Consider the following 21,655-nt stretch of genomic DNA (forward strand, 5'->3'; position numbering starts at 1 on the left):
CAGGAGGTATTCATAATGCTAAAAAAAATTAATTTACTTGCAGATTTGAACGAAAAACAAAAAGCTGCCGTTGAGTATTTTGATACACCACTCCGTATTATAGCAGGAGCAGGAACAGGTAAAACAAAAGTTCTTACCAGAAAAGTTGCTTACTTAATTAACGATTTAGGAATTTCACCAAATAATATTTTAGGTGTTACCTTTACAAATAAAGCATGTAATGAGATGATGGATCGGATTTCGAATTATATAAATTCAAATGATGAACAAAAAGTTCAAATTTATACTTTCCACTCTTTTTGTGCTAAAGTTTTAAGAAAACACATTAGAGCACTTGGTTTTCATAAAGATTTTTTAATTATTGACGAAGTTGATCAAAAACAAATTCTTTCAGAAATATATAACAGACTAGGTGTTTCAACCAATGAAATTAGTTATAAAAATATGATTCAATATATTTCTTGAGCAAAAAGCTTCGATCTTTCTCGCGAAGAGTTAGCAGATAAGCTCAAGCAAGATCACAATGATTTAATCCCCACCATTTATCAAAATTATCTTAACGAACTTGCAGCTAAAGGTTCAGTTGATTTTGATGACTTAATCATCTACACTCACATGCTCTTTAAACAAAGACCTGATATAGCAGAGCAATATAAAAAACAATTTTCATATATTTTAATTGACGAATTCCAAGATACTTCAGTTAAACAATATGAAATTATAAAAGCAATCGTTGGTGAAAATACACATTTAACAATCGTTGGAGATCCTGATCAAACTATTTACAACTGACGTGGTGCAGATGTTAATTTAATTTTGGATTTTGATAAAGATTATCCAAACGCAAAAACAATAGTCCTTGATATTAACTATCGTTCTACAAGAGAAATTTTACAAGCAGCTAACAATTTAATCAAACACAATAAAAATAGATTCCATAAAGATTTAATTACAAATCAAGAATCAGGTGAACCGATTGAATTTTATCACGGTTTTAACGTCGAAGCCGAAGCTAGATGAGTTGTACAAAAAATCAACGAGCTTAAGAAGCAAAAAAATCAACTTAAAAATATTGCTATTCTTTATCGTTCAAATTACTATTCAAGACCTTTCGAAGAAGCGCTTATAAACGAGGGAATCAATCATAAGATTTTTAATGGTACAAAATTCTTCCAAAGAAGTGAAATTAAGGATGCTATTGCTTTCTTAAGGGTTTTGGATAATGGCCAAACAGTTGCGCTCGAGAGAATAATTAATGTACCCTCAAGAGGAATTGGCGCAGCTAATTTACAAAAATTATCTGAATACGCAAAATCAAAACAAAAAACTTTATTCAATTGTTTAAAAGAAGATATTAAAACATTACCCGTTGCTCCAAATCTAATTTTAAATAGTATTTATCCATTTGTAAAAACTATTTTGCAATATCGAACTCTACTTAAAAAGAAAACACAAAAAATTCATGTTATTTTAGATTCTTTCTTGCAAGAAATTAGTTATTACGAACACATTGAGGACAATAAAAATCTTCGTGGTAGCGCAGTCGATAATGTGAAAGAGTTAATTAATTCGATCCAAACTTGAGAAGCTAAAAACCCAGACAAAACAGTCGAAGATTATTTAAATATGGTGTCACTTCTTAGTGTATCTGATGAATACGACAACATACCAAATTATGTTTCTTTAATGACAATTCACTCTTCAAAAGGACTGGAGTATGACAATATTTTCCTTGTCGGACTTAGTGAAGGTGTCTTTCCAACTATGCGTGCTCTTGACAGTACAAAAAGTAAGAAAAAAAATAACTTATCAGAAGAAATGGATGGTTTAGAAGAAGAAAGAAGACTTGCTTATGTTGCTGCTACAAGAGCAAGAAAAAAATTATTCGTTAGCGATGCTCGTGGAAAAATTATTGGAACCGAAATTATCAAAGAACCTTCTCGTTTTATAAAAGAAATGGGAATCGATATCAATAAGGTTATTCTATATAACTCACACACTGAAATGGACGATTTAGAAGAACAAAACGAAGAAGTTATTAAATCATTACATAAGAACATCATTGTTGGTGACATTATTAGCCACGTTGTGTTTGGAGAAGGTGAAGTTATTGATGTTAATTCAAACGAGATTGTGGTTGAATTTGTTAAAAACAAAGATGTCAAAACACTTAATAAATTTCACCCATCAATTAAGGTAATTTCAAAATAATGATTATTTTATTATTTATTTTAATAATTCTTTTTTTCTTGCTCATTTGTTTAGGTTTAATTGTTCTTTCGTTTTTCTTTGATTTTAGAGATTCTTCTGGAATTATTCTTTTTAAAATTGATTACAACAACAAAAGAGTAATCCGTCTAAATGAAAAATACCATTTTTTATCAACCATTTTTGATTCGAAAAAATCTAAATTTGATATTTATTCTTTTATTTCGCTTCAAGATTTTTTAAATTTTATAGCACCTAATGATCGAAACAAGATCGAAGAATATCTTGCTAATCAAGAAAAAAGAAAAGCTGAATATAAAATTAGAGTTAATACAGAGTATGTTAAAGAATTAAATTTTTTCGAAAAAATTCTTGTTTGATTTGACAAATCAATTTTGAATAACACACCTTATAAGCTTACAATCCATCCGATTGAAAATAATGAATATGTCTGCTCGATTAAATGAATTAAAAAAGGTAATCATTTACAAAATAAAAAATTAACAAAAATTAACAATGACAAAGATATTAAGCTTGCAAATGAATCATTAGTAATTTCATTCGCTTTAAATCCACATTATTACATCAATAATATTGATGAAAAAGATTTATTAGAAATCGCAAACAACTTTGGTCTCACAAGTAATAAAATCAAATATTTCATCCGCGAAGGAATGCTCTTTTTTATTGTTAAAAGTTACAATACAAGATATCACAAAAACTTACAAGAGCAAATTGTCTTCTTAAATCAAAATAGTTTTATTTCAAAACATTTTATTGCTGCAACATATTTCTTGCACACTAAAGTAAAGGAGCAAGACAATATTGAACAAATTTTAATTAAGTCGAAATATTGTTTATTTAACATTTTAGCTAATGATCAAAACGAGCATATCACTGATTATTTAAATGTGCCAAATGATATTATCATCTCCCCAGAGTTTCGCTTATTTGTGTCTAATTTAGAAAAATACACAAATGCTAACTTTAATCAAACAAATTTAGAAGTAGATTACTCAAATTTAATTAGTTACGAATCACGAAGAATGTCAGATTTAGCAATTTTAAAAACCAACATCGCCAATTTAGAGAAAGAGTGAAATGATTTTTTTGCTAAAATACCTTCTTTAAATTTCTTAAATGAAGAAAAGCAACTTACTTTTATTAAACATGCTCACGGAATTTTGAAAAGTAAAATTTCAATTAGTGATACACTAATTAAAATTTCACAAGAAGTGTTTTTAAACAAGAAGTTCCATAGTCAAAATCTTTCACCAATTTGTTTGGTTTATGCTTATAACAATATGTTTGATTACGAAAAACTGAAAAATAAAATAGCTAAAAACTACTTAAATAAAATTCCAACAGCGTTATATATTGATAAAATTGATCATCCGCTTTTTAATGTAATTAATACAACCAAGTTAAAAGCGATTGTACTCAGCGAGAATATCTCAAAACAGATTTATGATACCAAAGTGTTCTTCGACTGCATTAACGTCGTTAGATTGGCTAAAAACAATGATATTAAGCTCATTTACGAAAATCCATTAGATAATTTAGACCCTGAAATAATACAAAAAGCAGAAGTATATATTGCTTATTACACAAAGGACAAAACAACACAAGCAAAAACAAAAGTACGGAATTAACTGTTTGGTATTTGTTGGATTTTCATTTGCATTGCAACTTGAATACCAAAGAACATAAGAAAAAAGCATGACTATGCTCATTAAACTATGACACGAAATATGGACAAAACCATGTTTCGTTTTTTTATACATTTAGAGAGGTCATAATGAAACAATTAAAATCACATCAATGATTAGAACTCTTCAGTAGTTACGAAGATTACAAAAAGAATTTAATATCCAAAAATGATTTTGAGCTGAAATATTATTCAATCAGAGGTGTTAGCTTTTTTGATAAAAGGTTCTATGAGGTCAAAAAGTATTTTATGCACAAATATAAAAGATATAATTTAGGTATGTTAAATTTAGAATCCCAAACAGGTAAATCTCCAAAAAAAGGTAAAGGCACAGGTAGACATAGAAAACCAAAAATTACTCCTATTGAAATTGTAAAAAAGGAGTGAGAAAAAATGCCAAAAGAACAATTGATTGAAATTTTAGAAATTTACAAAGACTCTTTTGATAGAAATAATATTGATGTTGATATTTCTAAAATTAAAAAATCATCAGTTTCTACAAGAAAATTAGCTATCTTTTTTAACAAATCTAAGTCAACAATTCATAATATAAAAACTAAAGAACAACGACCAAGAAAAAGAGTTGTGAATAACAAATATGATCAATTGATAATTGATTCATTTAAGAAAAACAAATGTTTGTATGGTAGAAAAAGATTAGAAATTTACATTAGAGAAAAATATCAAATAGATCTAAATTATAGAACCATTGGTAGAATCATGAAAAGATTAAATTTGTTTTGTTTAATTAGAAGAAAAAGAAAAGATAGAGAAAAAAAGAATACAAACGTTCAGTTTATCGACCTAGTAAATCGTGATTATCATGGACAAAAAAACCAAATAATTGCCACCGACGTTACCTATATTCCGTCACCAAAAGATTGCGAAAATAATTTTGTTTTTTTATCTATTGCTATTGATCATAAAAGCAAATTCATTGTTAACTACAACCTTTCAAAAAGAAATGATTTAGATCTTGTGATGAAACATATGTCTCAAATAAGATTGAACAAAAAATGAATTGCTCACTCTGATCATGGTTTCCAATATTCTTCAAAAATTTATGTTGATATAGTTCGAAAAAATAATGGGGTCATTTCTATGAGAAGGGTAGGAAAATCTTTAGATAATAGAGAAGCAGAATATTTCTTCTCAATTTTAAAATCAGAATGTTTAAACTTAATAGATATTGCAAAACTTACTTTTGAAGAGCTAAAATCGTTAATCGATAATTTTGTTCTTTGATACAATAACGAAAGAATTCAATCTATTTTAAATTGAAAAACACCTCAAGAGTCTTGAGGTGCATTAATAAAATAAACTTTTGTCCAATTTTCGTGTCCTAGTTTACATGCTTTTTTTATTTTTGTTGCTCCGGAGATTATACTCAAGCAACCAAATGCGCCTTATTTTTTTGGTACATTTAGTTTTATTTCTTGATTATTTATTTAGCAAACTTTCAATTTTTGTCTCAATTCACCTTGTAAATTCTTGAAGTTTATCAGTAATTTCATCGTCAAAACGATCTTTGATTGGAGAATCAATATCTAAAACTCCATATAGCTTGTCATTAACAATAATTGGAAGTACTATCTCTGATCTACTATTAGCATCACATGAAATATGTCCTGGAAATTGATGCACATCTGGTACAACCACAACTTCTTTAGTGGTAGCTGCGTGTCCGCAGACTCCTTTGTTAAAAGGAATAATTGAGCAAGCTACTTTACCTTGAAAAGTATGTAAGTATAAAGTTTCGTCTTCAGCTAAATAATAACCAACTCAGTTAAGGTTTTCAACTGTGTCATTAATATAAGCAGTTGAATTTGAAAGTAATGAATTTACATTAATTTCGTCGTTTAATAAACTAATATATTCTTGTTTTTTCATTGAATTATTATAACCAAAAAATGCAATTTTTACTTAAAAAAAGTCCATTTTTTACACTTTTTCATATTTAACGTAAATTAAGAAAGTAAAAAATGCAAGACCAAGTCTTATGATAAAACAACGAAAGAATTTAATCAACGTTAAATTAAAAAAACACCTCAAGAGTCTTGAGGTGCTTTAGCAAATTAAACTTTTTGTCCACTTTTTGTGTTCAAGTTTAAGGTTATTTTGCTATATTTACATATTAAAAATAAAAATAATGTTTTATATATTTTCGTTTGTAACTGGTTCTTGTGGTTTTTTAGAATCATTTAAAATTGCAATAAATTCTTTTTCATCTGTTTGGTCGATTATAAATGAAACAAACAATTGTTTGCCAAAAATATTTGATGTTGGTCATTTTATTTTTAAAGGAGAATTATCCACAATAATAATATCAGACATTTTGATTAGTTTTTTTCTTTTTGTGATTGCGTTTTTAAGGTAGAATGTGTAATCTTCATTTATAACCATCACCCTAGTTGCTAATTCTATTATAGAAAGAATAAATAAAATTATAAAAATCAATACTCCAACGAATATATATCAAAAATATTCTAATCAAACAAGAAAATAAGTTGTTCCATTAAAAAAAGCTTCCAGTCTGATAATATTAGTAATATTCACTCCTTTTATATAACCATAATACAAATATTTTATCTCTAAATAAAATAAGAAAATTACAATCATAGCAACGACGAAAAGTGAAAAAAGCATTATTCAATGTTTTGGGTTATTTATTTTTATTGTTTTCATTTAAAAACCTCTTATATTTTATAGACATTAAAATTATATATATATATATATATATATATATATATACGCACATATTTAACAAACACTAACGCACTTGAAATTATATTAAACACACATAAACCCGTATTGACGCAACGGCAATAACACTACTAAATACCCGAAGCGAGAAAGCTATAAAATTTGTCGATAGCAATTTTATAGCTTTCGAGCTTACTTATCTTGTGTGGTCATTAGTAAGGAGATGAGGGTTTATGTGTAATTATCTAACTCCCTTTATACTTTCATTATACAACCAAATAAATAAAAACACTACACAAAAGAAATAAAAACACTTATTTATTAAGACATTTACATAAAGAAATAAAGACATATACTCTAATAATATACTAATTTAGTTATAGTACTAATATGTATAACTAAATATATGTATGTAGTGTAATACTTTATAAAAGCTTTAAGCTTTATAAAGTATTACACATATGATTAGTATATATATTAAGAAAAATACCACACAAAAACAAAAAACAAAGCAAATAAAAAAACTTTATTTCTTTTGTTCTGCTTATGTTTAGGGTTAAAATAAGAATGAGCGGGGCGTTGTTCTGTTCTCCGCGTGTGTGAACTTATTTTAATTTTGTTCATTTAATTGTTATTATTGTTTTATCTTTCAATAAGTTTTATTATCATTCATTAAGCTTTTATAATAAAGCTTCTCCTTTCTGTACTGGAATTTATTAGATTTCGATCAATTTATATTTATGAAGGACTATTTACCACTTTCTAAATTAATTTATTTTATATAATGATAATTAACCCCCTTACTATGTAAGGGGGTTTCTTTATACTTGAAAAAAATTTCTTGACTATTCTTGAAAACTTGTTATGATATTTATGCTTTGAAAATGAGTTCGTGAACAGAACACGAACCAAGTTTATAAATAAAAATGTTAAAGACATCGAACCCTTTAATGTTTTTGTTAACATTTATATATTTTTGTTTATTTCTTTTATTAGACTTTTGGATTCATATTTTTATATAGCAAAAATAATAAATATTAACACTAACGTTATAGCGGCGTTAGTGTTTTTATTTATTCTTTTGAAGCATTTAGGTAGCGTAATGGTATAAAAAAAAGCGGTAGCCGCTTCACTAAAATCGAACCATGAGCGACTACCTAAAAATATTTTAACATATAAAAATTATTGAACAAAGGAAAAAATAAAATGAAATATATTTATTCGTTAAATCATTATGAACCTAAAGAGTTTGCGGAATTTTATTTATCAAGTCAAGAAGTAAAAAACAAGGAAACCGCAAGAATGGTAAAGGTAGCATTTAACAAATTCCTTTTACCTGGTTATATTGTTGATATTGATTATATTAACAACGTTAAAACAAATTTAGCTAACAAAAATAACCCTAACTATGTTAGAACATTAACAACAATTATAAAAACATTCATTAAGACAATCAACAAGCGTTTTTCAATGAATTTAGCAGAGTGAAATATTGAGCTACCTGATAAGATAGACACAATTAAAAAGAGCCTTTCAATCAAGGAACTTGACCAGTTTTTTGAAATTCTTAAAAGCAAAGGAAGTAAGGAACTACTCTTTTATATCACTTTCCTTTATCACAATCAAGCAAGAAGCGAAGAGTTCTTTAAAGTGTTTGAAGAAGATAAGTTTTTTTGAATAAATGAAGTAAGTAGCTACGGGACAATAACAAGAGCAGTAAAGGGCGGAGAAAATAGATACTTTATCATTCCAAAGGAATACGCACAAACATATAAAAAAGAGTATCAATCATTAAAGAAAAATAGCAACGATATCGAAGCACTTAAAAGAAAAATGAGAATGCAGCTCGATCGTTTTGCTAAAGCTTTCATTTATACCCTTGAAGATTGAAACCCTAACAGCAAAATCACAACTCACATATTCAGACACTCAAAAGCTACCAACGCGTATTATCTAGGGGTAGATCCTAATAAAATTAGTGCGAGTTTAGGACATAGACCAGGAAGCGAGACGGTATTTAACCATTATATTAAAGTCGATCAAACTTATAAGCTTGAAGCTTGAAAAGAGCTTAACGAAGCACCACAAATTAAAGAAGTATTAACTAAATCACAAGAACAACACATAAAAGAATTAACGCAAACAATAGAAAGATTTAGCAAAAGAGAAGCGGAAACATTAGAAAGTAATAAGTTTCTTAAAAACGAACTTGATAAGTTAAGACAAGAACAAAAAGAGCAAAAGAAGGAAGCGGAGCAACTTTATAAGCTTGTAAGGGACTTAACTAATATACTTGAAAATACTTCTGATTATAAACAAATAAAAATTAAAAAGCACCTTGAACGTATACATCAAAAAACTGAAAATATTAAAGCAAGGTCGGAACACTTTTAAAAACAAAGGACGGTAAAAATATGCTCAAAATGAAAAGATTAGAATGATATAAGGAGCGTTTTAATTTCAATATTAGTAGGTTAATCATTGATATAGATAATTTAACATATGCTAACCCGAAAACTATTAACGGACGGGTTACTGTATTAGAAGCACCTTTTTTTAAAAAAGAAGTAGGACAAAAAATTTATGTAGTTTGTCAGATACTCAAAGAATGAGCGGAAGAAGAAGAGTTAACAGAAACCGAAATAACATTAATTGAAAAATATAAGGGGGAACTGAAAAACATTACAGCAAACTGCCCGCAACCATACAGGGCGGAAATTGAGCTAGTTTATAAAATGTTTTTCTTTTAATTATGAAATTAGCTACAAAAAAATTATCTACGAATAAATTAGCTACGAATAAATTAAACAAGTTAAACGAAGAGATAAGAACACTTAAAAACATAGCTTGAAAAATAGAACATAAGAACAAGAAAAAGCAAGAGTATAACGCTCCCGACGACTTTGCTAGTCCGGAGTTTAAAGAAATATTAATTCGTTTAAGCTTTTTAAAAGATTTAAGGGAGTTTGACACTGATAGCGATGCGTATACTTTTATTAATGCTTGATATATCAATTACCAGACATTATTTCAAATAATGGCCAAGTTTAATAGTATTTCAATACTAATGGAGAACAAAGAGACAAACGCAGAACTTGAAGACGATAAAAAATTTCTTTTATGAAGTCTTAAACTCATTGAAAAAACTTTATTAAAACATACACAATATTTAAAACTATTTAACAATTTTAAAAATTAAGGGGTACATCATGACAAGAGCAGAAAAAGAATTAATTTTAGCAAAAGTAGAACAAATTAAAAGAGAATTTCAAAAATATAAATATTATTCACTATACAAATTAGCTAAAGAAAGAGATAAACAAAAATAATGTCTAAAAATTCATTTTTAACAAAGGAAAAGCTTTCTTTTGTAGACGTTACTATTGGAAAGCTTAAAAAGGAATATATAAAGAAATATAAGCACTTATTATATGAAATATACGGGTATATTTGGGGAGTTGAAGCATATCACCACAGTCACGATATAGTTAGATATGACTTTAAATATAGCAGCATAATAAAACAAAAGATTTCGACGGAGTTAGAAATAAGACAAATGATTTTTGACGAAACACAAGACCAGAGCGAGAGAATGAAAAAATATATTGAATGAGCTGCGGGAGCACATTTCAATACAGTAATTCCAGAAACTCCGGGGTGACAAATTAGGTTCTACCATATTTGAACACCCGAAGAACTTGAACGTCTTAAAATGAATTTAATTCTTATATTATTCGGGCTTAAGAAAGACGAAAGGGAACATCTTAATATTTATATGATACCTTGGTTCTTTCTTGAAAGAATAAGAGAGATACTCCACAATTCAAAAACGCCGGAGAATGCTCAAAAACTCGTCATAGAGCTATTCAAAACAACAAGAATAGAGAAAGTTATAACACAAGACGATTTCGAGAGTTTAAAAGCGCTTATAAAGACATTTATAAAGTAATATGAAAAAAATAAAGTTTCCAAATTTAAACGAATTAGGTTTATCAGTTAAAAACATACTCTGGGAAAATGACTTCAAGAGTATTGACGAATTTAAAGCATATAAAAACAGTTTAATAATAAATAAACTTTATGAATGAAACCAAAAGAGAAAGACCATTCAAGCAGAACAATTCAAGGAATATTGCGACTATGTTTTTAAAATATGATTTGAAAACTACCAAAGGGAGAAGCAAGTAAAAACATTAATTGAAAAAAATAGCTCCTTAATGGTTAGGGTCTCGAATGATTGAGAAGATGCCGTAAAGGGCGTTGATTTGGTTGCTTATAATGAAAATGAATTATACTTCATTCAAGTAAAACCAAACGCTAACGCGCTCAATATATGAGATACTAAAACATTTGTTGAATATTCCAAAGAAAGAAAAGCAAAAGCAATTTGCTTATATTTAGAAAATGGTAAATGAATAATGAAAAGACCGGGTTAATTTACCCGGTCTTATTTTTGTGTTTGCTTTTGATTATTTGCCTAATAACCTTTTTATATTGTTTTTTTTGGCGTCGTCTATTTCTGTGCTTTCGATATAGAACAGAAAAGCCGTGTCTCCCTTTCGTTGTTGATCTTCTATCTCTTGAATGCTCTTTTTCATTTCGCGTAGCTCTTGAAGCACTCAATCAAGTTTTTCGTTTGTCTGGTTATTGATGTTTATGTTATTGCTATTTTTGTTGTTAGGTTCCTTTTTAGAATTAATAAGTCACTTGATAGTAAAAAACAAAATTACACAAAGCGCACCCACGCCCCCGCTAGCTAATATTCTAATTGCTTCGTTCATTTTCTAATTCTCCGGTTCGTCATCGACGCTAGGAGCATCTAAAAGATCTAAACGGCTTTGAATTAATTGAACAGCCTTAACTAAATCGTCTCAGTTATCTATTATTCTCTCGTCAGTTGGTTTTTTAGACTCTAGCTTGGTTACTTTTTCTTTTAGTTCAGTGAAATCTCTATTTAATTCTTGAAGTTTATTTTTAATTGTTTCAACTTTACTATCAACATATTTTTTATTTGTAGCATCCTTATCTGCACTAGGGTCAGCTAAATTGTAAAGTTTATGATTGTTAGCATTAAGATCTCACGGTAGATTTAGTTCTCAAAAACTTTGACGATTTTTACTAAACCAAACAAGATAAAAATTCCTTTCATCCTTAATTCCAAAAATATTGTTTCTCGCCTCTAAGGCAATATGTTTACCGCTACCTGCATTAAATTTTAATACGCTATTACTGTTGTCTCCATTACCTGGTACAATATTTCAGTTTGAAATACTTCTAGATGTAGCATTGTAATTTGATGTAGTGAAAATATGACGTTTATTATCATTTAATCAATTAAGGTTTGATTGAGCGGTTGAATTAAATACTTCACCAATGTTTAAATTTTCGAGTGCTAAAACCCTTTCATTCGTTTTCCCTAAATTCGTCGCAACTTCTAGGGCTTTCTCTTTTGCTTGTTTTGATGCCTCTTGTGCTGTGCTTATTGTTGTTTGCTTTTCTAATAGGTCATTTTTAACATTTTCAAATTCTTCTGAGTATGTTATAAGTCTATTTTCTAAATTATCAATCTTTCTAGCTTTTCCCGCAATAAGTTCCAAGGCTTTATCTTCAATTTCTGTTTTAGCTTCGTTAATACGTTCGTCTAGTAAACTGTTAAATGTCTCCCTGTTAGCTAATTGGGATTTAATACGTTCGAGATCTTCCTTAATTGCCGTTAAATCTTCGTCACTTGTACCTTCACCGCCAGAACTATTGTTTTGTTTTAATGAAGCAACATCACGCGAAACGCTTGCTATCATTTGAGTAAGTTGTTCGTAATTTGTATTTATCTCGTTTGTATTATTTTGAATTAATTGCCTTAAGGTTTGTCCTTGTGATTGTATTAATTCAAAATTTGAAACGTTAGCACCTTTCTCGGTTTCTATCTTTTCAGTATTTGAGCTAATTAAGTTTTTTAATTCTTCTTCCTTTTTCTTAAGTGCTTCAAATTGAACCTTAATCTCCCCGACTTTTTCATAAACTTTATAAACTTCTGCGGCTTGTTTGGTTTGTTCCGCATCTTGTTTTAATTTGTCTTCTTGGAGCTTTGTAACTTTGGTATTTAAGTTATCGAATAAACTTTCTAGCCCTTGGGTTTTTGCTTTATATTCGTCCATTCCCGAAGCTTTAACTCTTATATCTTGAAATGATGTCTCTAATGATTGAACTTTATTTTTGAAATCATTAAGTGAAAGATTATCAATTTGAACAGTTCGAACAATCTTAACAAGGTTATCAAATTTCTCGTATATTCTAAAGCTTGTTAAATCTTGATTTAATTTCACTCCTAGATTTTCCCAGTCACTATTTATTAAAATTATCATAGCTTCTGGATTGACTAATTGCTCTGTAAATAAAAAGTCCCTAGGGTCTCCGAATACGGTCATACTTGAAGGTATTAATTTTTGTCTTTGAGACATACCTGGAATTTGTCCGGAAATTAAACGATAATTGAGCTCGTTAAAAATTGCTTTTCTAAACTCTTCATATCTTTCCCTAGAAGCTACATCAATAAAGTCGGAAACATTATTTTTTAATAATATTCTTAATGCTCTCGGCTTATTGTTTACAAGTATATTACAAGCAGAGTAACAGCTGTAAATAAGAGCGTTATAAACATCGTCACCAGTAAGGTTAGCCAAGGCTTTAGAGATCCGTTCTGGCGCGCTAAATCTCCCAGTAATGTTTTCCGGGCTTCTTCTAAAGTCTTCAAGGCTAATTCGTCAGAAATTGATAACTTCTTCCCTGGTTTCGTATTCTCCGTCTTGTTCTCGGGGTAACTCCGTATATGTTCTTGTTCCTGTATAAACAGGAGTTCCTGGCTGCCTGTTTAAATCGGTTGTATCATAATCATTTTTATCGCTTGGAATTCAACGCTCTCCAAAAGTTATACCGTGTAAAATTCCTTTGCTTTCTAAAATATTTTGTAGAATTCCCCACCTGTCACTATTTTCGTAATATCCCCCTGATCTTTCGGCTACATTCACAAAATATTTAATGCTTCCGCCACCAAAACCAGATGTCATTGATTGAAAGCTTGGGTGGTCTCTGTCAATTCCTAATTGTTCCATTTTTCAATCAACATAAGCAATAAAATATTTATTGATATTATCAGCTCAATAATTTTTTTCTTGCTCTGTAAACATAGAAGTATCTTTTAAAAGTCACTCCCTTAATTCTCCTGTTATATCTAGCCCGTATTCTTCCTTTAGGTTTTCAATTAAATACTCTTTAAAACGGTTAACAGTAAATATGGTTCAAATTGTTTTATATGCTTTTTCAATTTTGGAATTGTCATTTAAAAGAACATCCCTTTCTCAAGTTGGTAAAACCATAGTAGTAGATGATGGTGTACTTATATTTGCTGTGCTTGATGTTGACATAATTTTTATCTCCTTTTAGGTCTTTTAACTCTGTAAATCGCTTGGCTCGTATGAATGTGACTTTTAGCACTTTGAACATTAGGAGCAAACCCTAAAGTTAAGCCACTTTCTCCATTTTGAACGTAAGCGATTTTTTGCGTTTTGTTTGTTCTGTGTTTTCTAATTTTGTCCGTAATTTGTTGATCGTTTTTCAATTGCTCCATATATTCATTCGCATATTCATTTAAACGAAAACGTCTTCATTCGTCCGAGTTTTTAAACTCGTCTAAATTCTTAAAACTAATTTTGCTTAAATCTCTTAACCCTTTACCTAACTCTCAACCCCAAGCAATTTTATCAAGGTAATACCTTCCCTTACTTGGGGCGTAAATAAATTCATAAAAGTCCTTCAATGGTAAAACAAGTTGAAGGGGTCTTTTACCTTTTGGGTTATCTAATGTGCTTGTCGCTTCTCTTTTGAAATATAAGAAAAAAGTAATCATTTGGTTTTGTACTCAATATTCTGGGTTTTCTACCCTTACCCCACTTATTCAGGAACTTAAAAAGTAAATTTGCCCTTTATTGTATTTGTGTAATGCTTGGGCATATCTTTCGGCTGTATGAGCTTTTAAAAGCCCTTGATTAATTAATTTCTTATTTACCTTTTCCCAGTGCTCAACTGCTATTTTGTCAATACGTTTAGCAATTTGCTTTTTACTCATTTCTAACAATTTGCTTTGGCCTTTCATAATTAAACTTAAAGGGTTCTTAATAATTTCGTAAACTTCCTTACCCTTGCTAATTATTTGGCCTGCGCTGTTAATACCTAAATTTTTAAGCTTATTAACAACTTGATTATTTGATTTAAAAGTTTTCTTAAAAAGAATGTCCGCAACCTTGGCCACCTTTTCACTAAAACCGCTTTTGATAAATGAAATTGCTTGCTTTGAAATAGCAAAAGTTCTTGAAACTTTCGAAAGTGCTTTAATTGCTTTTGACATTCCTAAACTTGCTATCTCTGTTGCTGTGCTTATTAAAATACGTTTTCAAGAAATGGTACCGTATTGTACTCATTCAAAAATAACATTCTTAACAAATCGAGCACCCGCCTTAATAAGTTGTAAGGGAATACCCGCAAGTGGAACGGCTATACTAATAGCATCAATTACAAACTCCGCAACTAATTCAAAAAAGAAAGAGCCCAAAGATTTGAAAAAACTTCAAATTGTCCCCTTTGCTCTTTCTTTGTTTTGATTTATAGAAATAGGACTAAAGTCCGCATTCTTATAAAGTAATATCATTAATTACCGTCTTTTAATTGTTTAGCACCTTCTGGTAATTCTACGTATTCATTTTCTTTATACGCAGCGTTTAAGTTGCTTTCTTTTGTGAACCCTACTAATAAATCTTTATATAAAACAGCGTGCGCCATTTTTCCCTCAAAGTAGAAACCAAGGTCAGCACTTAAATTATCTAGTGGGCCATATGTCATTTTAATAATTGATTGTGCTCCGAATGCTGCGAAGTTAACAGATACAATTGCGTCAAATTTTGTAAGGTAAGGGTTAGATACAATTTTATAACCCCCTACGTATTGAATTCCGTACTGTCCTTCTTCTAATGTTTGTGCTGCTCTATTTCCTAATAGTCCAGCAATTGCTAATTTATCAAATAATAAAGGTTCCACCATAATAACAATCTGGTCACGTCTTAAAAGGTCAATACCTTGCTCTGGTTTAACTGTTTTAAGTAATTTAGTAGCTTGACCCACTAATTCGTTATAAATTTCTAATGGTTGTAATTGTGATAAATCTTTTTGAATTTTTTGAGTTCCACCTTGTTTGATAATTGTATTCTCAATAAGTTTGAACCCTGTTCTTTCAAATGTTTTTTGGAATTGATCAGCTGCTTTTGCTCCCTTGATTGCGGCAAGGTCTACGGGCATCATTTCGCTCTCGTATGCTGAAATACCTTCAACGGCTACAATTGGAGCATTTCAAGCAATAGTTTCTGTTTCGGTAATTCTTCATTTACCAAGTGCTCCGGTTCCAAGTGTGCTTTTTGGTTTAAATTCTAATGCTTGGTTTTTAAGAACTTGAACACTTAAGCTGTTTGCTTCTAATAAAACATTGTTTTTAGCTAATAAATTAAATAAGCTAACTTCTGCGAATTGAGCTAATGCTACTGAAGCTTGTACCTGGTTAAGTGTTAAGGCTTTACCTGTCGGGTTGCCTGCTTGTGCTAATGTGAATTGCTCACGTAATGCGCTTTTAATTTCCATAATTTAACTCCTTATATTAAAACGTGCTTATAACTCCCTTTGGGTAAAAGGCGAATTCTTTTTTATCGTCCTTTTTCTCTGGTTGAGCTTCGGCTACTTTTCAATTATTTTTTTCGGCTTGTTTTAAAATTGATTTATTTAAGTTTTTAAAATCAAGCTCGTCAATATTAAGAAGGTCGACGGTTGGGCTATTTAAAAAACTGATTTTATTAAATTCTTGCTCAACTACTTCCATAAGTCTAGATTTGTTTTTTGTAGTTTCTTGCGCAAGACTTTCCACTTGATTAGTGTAAAGCTCTAGCTCTTTTGAAAGTTTTTCGTTCTCTTCCATTTTGTTAACAATTTTTGAATTTAGGTAGTTCGTTAGTTCTTCCTTGGTTTCAAAAATGCTGTATATTCCTAAACTGTTTAGCAGTTCGATACGTTTATAGTTTTCCGGTAAACCTAAACGTTCAGCTATTTCTTGAGTAGATAACCCAAGCTTTTCGCTTAATTTATTTAATAATTCCATATTTTGATCCTTTTTCCGTCTTTTCAAGGGCAGCAGTTCCCTTTATTTTTTACCAGAATATAATTCTTGTTCTTGTTGATAAAGCATCTTTATAGTTTGCTGTTTTAATAGTATAATCGTGCTTCTTGTAATTGAGTTTTATAATTGGAGTTCATAAACTCAGTAATTCCATTTCCTTAACCTTATGGCCATTTTCATAATCAAAATTAAAAGTTAAAGAAACTTCATTTGAAGATGTGAAGCGTTCTAATTGCTTTTTATTAAAAACAATCAACGCATCTTTTTGCTCAATAAATCATTTATTTTGTGGGTGAAATTGAGCTAATTCGTCATTTTCTTTTTTTACTGAAAATTTAAATTTATATGTTCTTTTATAAACGGGGTGTCTTCCACCGTATCCGTCATCGTCATCCCTTATGTGTTCGTCACTGTAAGAGCGTTCCCAACTTCCGGGAACAAATTTATACCCTGGTGGAATTTGCTCGCGTGCAGCAGTAGGCATAAGAGAAAAGTCGTTATTTGCTATGTGTGCTGCTATGTTATCCATATGACGATCCACGGCATCAACTTGATAATAATATAACTCGTCTTTTAATGTTTCAAATTCAATTGTTTTGAGATCAGCAAGGTGGAATTTTTGATAATTAAAACTTAAAAGTGTTTCCCTTTCTCTTTCTGCTAATCAAAGCCAAAAAGGGTAGTTGAAATTATAAGTCTTATTATTAAAATCTACGGGGTTACTTGAAAAATCTAACTCCGTCAATCTTTCTGGTAATAAAGGCAATTGAACAGCTTGATCGTGTATTTGAATAGTATTGTGGTTTAAATAATTATTTTTATTATTATTTTTAATTTGGTTATTTTCTACAATGTAATAAAGCGATTTTAAAAAGAATTGTTCTCCGCTTTTCTCAATAAAGAAAGGGAACGCTAATTTATGTTCTTCCGTTCTACCACCTTTAAAAGTGTAGTAACCCGAAAGTTGTGAAGAGCACAAAAGAATTAAGCTTTTAATTGCGTTCTTTTGCTTATCTGTTAATTTATTATTTTTAAGATATGCAGAAACTATAAAGTTTATGTAGTCTTCTGATTTTTGAAATGTTCCATTTTCTTCCCTAAATCTTTTTATTCGTTCTTCTGAATAACCTTGAAACCCGCTATCTACAACATCGATAACCTTTCATATTTTTAGGAATGTATCTTTAAATGTTAAGATACCTAAAAAAGTGAAAAGCATTTCGATATTTAAAACCCTTTCACCTTCTACAACATTTGTAGAGTTAATTAAATAATCATAAGGTAAATTAAAAGTTGGGTTAAAGCTTCATAAATACATAAAATGCCCGCTATCTCTAACATTGATAGGGTTAAAGAAAAATAAGAAAGGTTGTTCGTTGTCTGGGTGTTGTAGGGGTAACGCTTTATAAGTTGCTCCGCTTGGTGCTTCCATTGTAAAATTCAAATTATTAATAAGTGAATTTCTATCAAACTTTAAAGTTATAGAACTTTCAAAAGGTTTGCCGTCACCTAGCACAAACTCTATTCCTTGTAGTTCTTTCAAGGCCGCTAGCTTTGTTATTGTGAATTCCTTTATTGATCTGTTAGCTATCTCGTTGAAAGCATCTTCTTGAATTTTGCTCTCAAAGTAAAAAGCTTCTTCTAAATCGTGAGAATTCTTTATATCTTTGACTGATAAAATATAAAATTGCCCGTCAATAAATGGTATGTCTTCTTCTGTATAAACTTGAAAACTTTGATATAGTCCTAAACTCGTTTTATCTTCATTTGATAAAATAACGTTATTTCTAAATGATTGAGAAATGGCAAAATCAAACTGACCGACACGTTCCAAACTAATAAAATTTATTGTGTTTGCTTCGAAAATTACTTTATTGTTGTTTGTTTTTAGTTTATAAATTTGAAATGTTAAAGAGTTGGAAACTAGGCCGTCAAATTCTCTATTTCACATCACTATTTTCCTTATCGTTATTGTCTTGAACTTGTGCGGTTGCGTTAGGGTTTAGATTTACCCCGTTTTGATCTGTTTGTAACAATGTAGCTTGTTGGTGTAATCATTTAGTAGAACCTGAAACGATAACTTTAATTTGCTGGTTATAATCAAGGTTAAGAACTTTTAAAACTAATTTAAAAAAGTCAAGATAATAGCATTCACGTAAGTTTGCTTTTGCTTCTATATAATCCTCAAAATCGGAGTTCATTTTTTGAACTTCTGCTGTATGTCTGTTATGTGTTCCCCCGTCGTCTCCGTCCTTTTTGAAAAGTAAGCTTTTCTTAATTCAGTACCTTACACTTTCCATAGCTTGAATAATTGTCGGTGCTTGGGTTGGAGCATATTTAACATCAAAGCTATCACCTAACCCCGCAAGGGCATTTTTTGTATCAATCTTAACAATACGGTCGGCATCAATATTAAATAATGCGCTCTGTATTTCTCTGGGTTTATTACCACCTAAATTTCAATTAATGGAAGGAATAGGAAGAGATAAAAACGTGTCTAATGCTAACGCTTTAGTTTTTAAATCAAGAAGTTCGAAAGCATCAACATTAACAAGGTCAATGTCTCGCATTTCGTCCGCTCTATTTCTAAAAATAATAAATGGTATGTATTCGTATGAGTTAATTTCTTGTTTATAAATGTCGTCCTTATCATTCATACTCTCAACCTTACCGGTTTCCATATTTTGAATTTCTTTTTTAACAACATTTGAATTTAACTCTCACGTTTCAATTACATTATATTTGTCGCCCTTCCACTTTAATACTTGGGTTATAACTCTTAAAAAAGTTAGTTCATTGTCTTCGTTCTCTGTGTATTCTAATACTTCACCTAAAACGATTTTTTTGCCTTTTTTAATTCCTAATGCGTAAAGACCTTTTTTGTATAACTCTTTTTCTAACAATTGAATTTTTTCAATAAATCTATTTCGCTCCAAGAACTCCAAAATTTCTTTTTTGTTTTTCGCTTCAATCTCCGGCGTCTTACTTGCTAATTGTGTGACTTGAATATTAGCCCCGTCGGTCTCGAATTGTTTTCTAGAATTAGGCTCCGAAAATTTACCATTTTGATAAATGCCGGGGTTATTCTTGTAAAAGTCTTTTAACTGTTGACGTTTGAGTGCTTCGACTAGTTCAGCGTTTGACTTGCTCATATTACTACGCTCCTTGTTTTGCTTTTTCGTTTAAAAAATTGAATTGATATTTATAAATATAGCTTGCCGCCATTTCAAAGGCATTGATAAGGTCATAAATTTCCGGGTAAGCTGTTTCGTCCCTTTTCTCTTCTCCGGGTGGAATAATTTGCTTTACCAAGTTCATAAATAACTTTTTTACTCCTTTGGTTGGAATAGCCTTAACTAATTTATTACTAAAAATAAATATCTCTCAATTTTGACGGGAAACAATACCGAATTTTTCTGTTTTGGTATCTCTCCGGTTGGCCTTGGCCGCATATATATCGTTTATTTTGAATTGTTCTGTTAATAAATTAATGTTCTCATTAATAATGTCGTTATCAGTTAAAACAAGAGTATTAAACTCGCTAATATCTTGGCCACTCTCATACATCTTATTTTTAATAAATTCGTTTGAGCTATTTATTAAAGAAATTAAAACTTTATTAACTTCAGCACGCGAAGAGCTTTTCGCAATTTCTTTAAGATCTTCCACGGCATTAATTAAAACAATGCTTCCGTCTCTTAAAAGACCAACACGACACCAAGACGCGTTATCTGTTTTTCCAGGGTCGAAGCCGTCTCAAACAGAAACAAGCTCACCGCTTTCAATTATTTGTAAAAATTGATTTTCGGTAATTAGTTCAATATTTTCGCTAATTGCTCCCGTCTTGTCAATTATGTAAGGCCTTAAATAAAAATTATTTTTATTCTTATCTTCTTCAAAAGCAAAACCCGCGACGGTTATACATCATAAACGGTAGTTCTTTTCTTTTAACGTGTTTAAGTTTTGAATTTGTCTTGTCGAAAGCTCTTTTTTCGGAACGTATGTTTTAGCGAACATAATTACATTAATACCCGCATCGTCTTCAAATGTTTCTGATGTTTCTTTAATGAAATGGGAGCTTATTAGCTTGTCCATAATTTCAGTATTAAGCGACCCGTCTTCGTGTATTAATTTGATTACCTTGTTATGATAATTTTTAATAAGAAAATGGTCCGTTGTAAAGATGTTATAAAAGAACTTTACTTTTAATTGGAACCATTCCGGAGCGGCTACCCTTAAAACGGTATTTTGAATTAAAAGGGGTATTTTTTCTTCTTGGAGTTCGTAAAGCTTTTCAAGCTCGTAAGGTGTTTTCTTACTATCGTTAGGGTCTTCGATAGGTTCGTCAATTACAAGCTCTCCAAATCTAAACGAAGATGAAGGTAAGGTAATACCTTGAAAGGCTTGCGTCTTTTCAAAGTTTTGGAAATAAATAGCCCTTCCTTTTCCGCCATCGTCTGCGTTTCAGTAAACGGCTTCACTTGTGATCTTAATAAATGGGGTGTAGTCTAGCCCGTGCTCTTCCTTTAAAAAATCAAGAACTTTGGCGAACATTGGCCTTAAAGTGTTGTTGATGTGGTTATACTGGTTACGACATCAAACGGAATTAAAAATTTTCTCATTTACTAGGCGATAAATTGAAATAATAGCTCCACCAAATGACTTAGATACTCCTTTTGCTCCACTTTGAATTTCATAAAACTCTTTAGATTTAAAAGCGTCATAAGTTGGGTTCACATCTAAATCGGTATATTTTAAAATTTGCCTTAACTTTTCTTCTGTAAATGTTGGAATGTCTAAAATTTCCGCCATACTCTACCCCCTTT

General features: G+C 30.1%; 18 protein-coding genes. 8 read left to right on the top strand and 10 right to left on the bottom strand.

Going from position 1 to position 21,655, the window contains the following annotated elements; genetic code table 4:
* Window positions 1-15 precede the first annotated feature (15 nt).
* The 3 genes from EXC46_RS02165 to EXC46_RS02175 all read left to right on the top strand — a co-directional run bounded on the left by EXC46_RS02165 (window position 16) and on the right by EXC46_RS02175 (window position 5,236).
* Window positions 16-2,211, top strand: coding sequence for an ATP-dependent helicase (locus EXC46_RS02165; RefSeq protein ID WP_027333371.1), 2,196 nt, complete (start codon window positions 16-18; stop codon window positions 2,209-2,211).
* A complete protein-coding gene (locus EXC46_RS02170; RefSeq protein WP_027333372.1) occupies window positions 2,211-3,860 on the top strand; it encodes an MHO_4530 family protein in 1,650 nt (549 codons plus the stop codon). The genes EXC46_RS02165 and EXC46_RS02170 overlap by 1 nt, the downstream gene beginning before the upstream one ends.
* A 146-nt stretch (window positions 3,861-4,006) precedes the next feature.
* Window positions 4,007-5,236: an IS3 family transposase gene (locus tag EXC46_RS02175; protein WP_084262920.1), complete on the top strand. Its 1,230-nt coding sequence runs from the start codon at window positions 4,007-4,009 to the stop codon at window positions 5,234-5,236.
* A 120-nt stretch (window positions 5,237-5,356) separates the two neighbouring features.
* Here EXC46_RS02175 and EXC46_RS02180 read toward each other — a convergent pair whose 3' ends face one another.
* Both EXC46_RS02180 and EXC46_RS02185 read right to left on the bottom strand, forming a co-directional pair.
* A complete protein-coding gene (locus EXC46_RS02180) occupies window positions 5,357-5,806 on the bottom strand; it encodes a GAF domain-containing protein (protein WP_027333374.1) in 450 nt (149 codons plus the stop codon).
* Window positions 5,807-6,070: 264 nt separating this feature from the next.
* Window positions 6,071-6,472: a hypothetical protein gene (locus EXC46_RS02185; protein ID WP_129622151.1), complete on the bottom strand. Its 402-nt coding sequence runs from the start codon at window positions 6,470-6,472 to the stop codon at window positions 6,071-6,073.
* A gap of 1,353 nt (window positions 6,473-7,825) precedes the next feature.
* On the opposite strand from EXC46_RS02185, the gene EXC46_RS02190 reads away from it, so the two are divergent.
* The 5 genes from EXC46_RS02190 (at window position 7,826) to EXC46_RS02210 (ending at window position 11,055) form a co-directional block, all read left to right on the top strand.
* Window positions 7,826-9,013, top strand: coding sequence for a tyrosine-type recombinase/integrase (locus EXC46_RS02190; protein ID WP_027333376.1), 1,188 nt, complete (start codon window positions 7,826-7,828; stop codon window positions 9,011-9,013).
* Window positions 9,014-9,033: 20 nt separating this feature from the next.
* Window positions 9,034-9,369, top strand: a complete 336-nt coding sequence (locus EXC46_RS02195; protein WP_027333377.1) for a hypothetical protein — start codon at window positions 9,034-9,036, stop codon at window positions 9,367-9,369.
* A gap of 2 nt (window positions 9,370-9,371) precedes the next feature.
* On the top strand, window positions 9,372-9,818 hold the full coding sequence (locus EXC46_RS02200) for a hypothetical protein (RefSeq protein WP_027333378.1): 447 nt from the start codon (window positions 9,372-9,374) through the stop codon (window positions 9,816-9,818).
* A 129-nt stretch (window positions 9,819-9,947) separates the two neighbouring features.
* Complete coding sequence (locus EXC46_RS02205) at window positions 9,948-10,568, top strand: hypothetical protein (protein WP_027333379.1); 621 nt, start codon at window positions 9,948-9,950, stop codon at window positions 10,566-10,568.
* 1 nt (window position 10,569) lies between these two features.
* Entirely contained in the window at window positions 10,570-11,055 is a 486-nt protein-coding gene (locus EXC46_RS02210; protein ID WP_027333380.1) for a hypothetical protein, read from the top strand.
* Window positions 11,056-11,088: 33 nt separating this feature from the next.
* Here the strand turns inward: EXC46_RS02210 and EXC46_RS02215 are convergent, their stop codons facing one another.
* Genes EXC46_RS02215 through EXC46_RS02250 form a run of 8 tightly spaced genes read right to left on the bottom strand, consistent with a single transcriptional unit; the run spans window position 11,089 to window position 21,641 of the window.
* Window positions 11,089-11,400 carry a hypothetical protein gene (locus tag EXC46_RS02215; protein WP_027333381.1) on the bottom strand — a complete coding sequence of 104 codons (312 nt, stop codon included), beginning with the start codon at window positions 11,398-11,400 and terminating at the stop codon, window positions 11,089-11,091.
* Between the two features lie 3 nt (window positions 11,401-11,403).
* Complete coding sequence (locus EXC46_RS02220; RefSeq protein ID WP_027333382.1) at window positions 11,404-14,040, bottom strand: coiled-coil domain-containing protein; 2,637 nt, start codon at window positions 14,038-14,040, stop codon at window positions 11,404-11,406.
* A gap of 5 nt (window positions 14,041-14,045) precedes the next feature.
* Complete coding sequence (locus tag EXC46_RS02225; protein WP_027333383.1) at window positions 14,046-15,320, bottom strand: hypothetical protein; 1,275 nt, start codon at window positions 15,318-15,320, stop codon at window positions 14,046-14,048.
* Complete coding sequence (locus EXC46_RS02230) at window positions 15,320-16,300, bottom strand: hypothetical protein (RefSeq protein WP_027333384.1); 981 nt, start codon at window positions 16,298-16,300, stop codon at window positions 15,320-15,322. The genes EXC46_RS02225 and EXC46_RS02230 overlap by 1 nt, the downstream gene beginning before the upstream one ends.
* Before the next feature lie 16 nt (window positions 16,301-16,316).
* The gene (locus tag EXC46_RS02235; RefSeq protein WP_027333385.1) at window positions 16,317-16,811 is read right to left on the bottom strand and encodes a hypothetical protein; all 495 of its coding nucleotides are present in this window, start codon (window positions 16,809-16,811) and stop codon (window positions 16,317-16,319) included.
* A gap of 49 nt (window positions 16,812-16,860) precedes the next feature.
* Entirely contained in the window at window positions 16,861-18,780 is a 1,920-nt protein-coding gene (locus EXC46_RS02240; protein ID WP_027333386.1) for a hypothetical protein, read from the bottom strand.
* On the bottom strand, window positions 18,770-19,981 hold the full coding sequence (locus EXC46_RS02245; RefSeq protein ID WP_027333387.1) for a hypothetical protein: 1,212 nt from the start codon (window positions 19,979-19,981) through the stop codon (window positions 18,770-18,772). Before EXC46_RS02245 ends, EXC46_RS02240 begins: the two co-directional genes overlap by 11 nt.
* 4 nt (window positions 19,982-19,985) lie before the next feature.
* Window positions 19,986-21,641, bottom strand: coding sequence for a hypothetical protein (locus EXC46_RS02250; RefSeq protein WP_044888834.1), 1,656 nt, complete (start codon window positions 21,639-21,641; stop codon window positions 19,986-19,988).
* Window positions 21,642-21,655: the final 14 nt, after the last annotated feature.

It is taken from the genome of Mycoplasmopsis glycophila (assembly GCF_900660605.1).
Lineage (GTDB): Bacteria > Bacillota_I > Bacilli_A > Mycoplasmatales > Metamycoplasmataceae > Mycoplasmopsis > Mycoplasmopsis glycophila.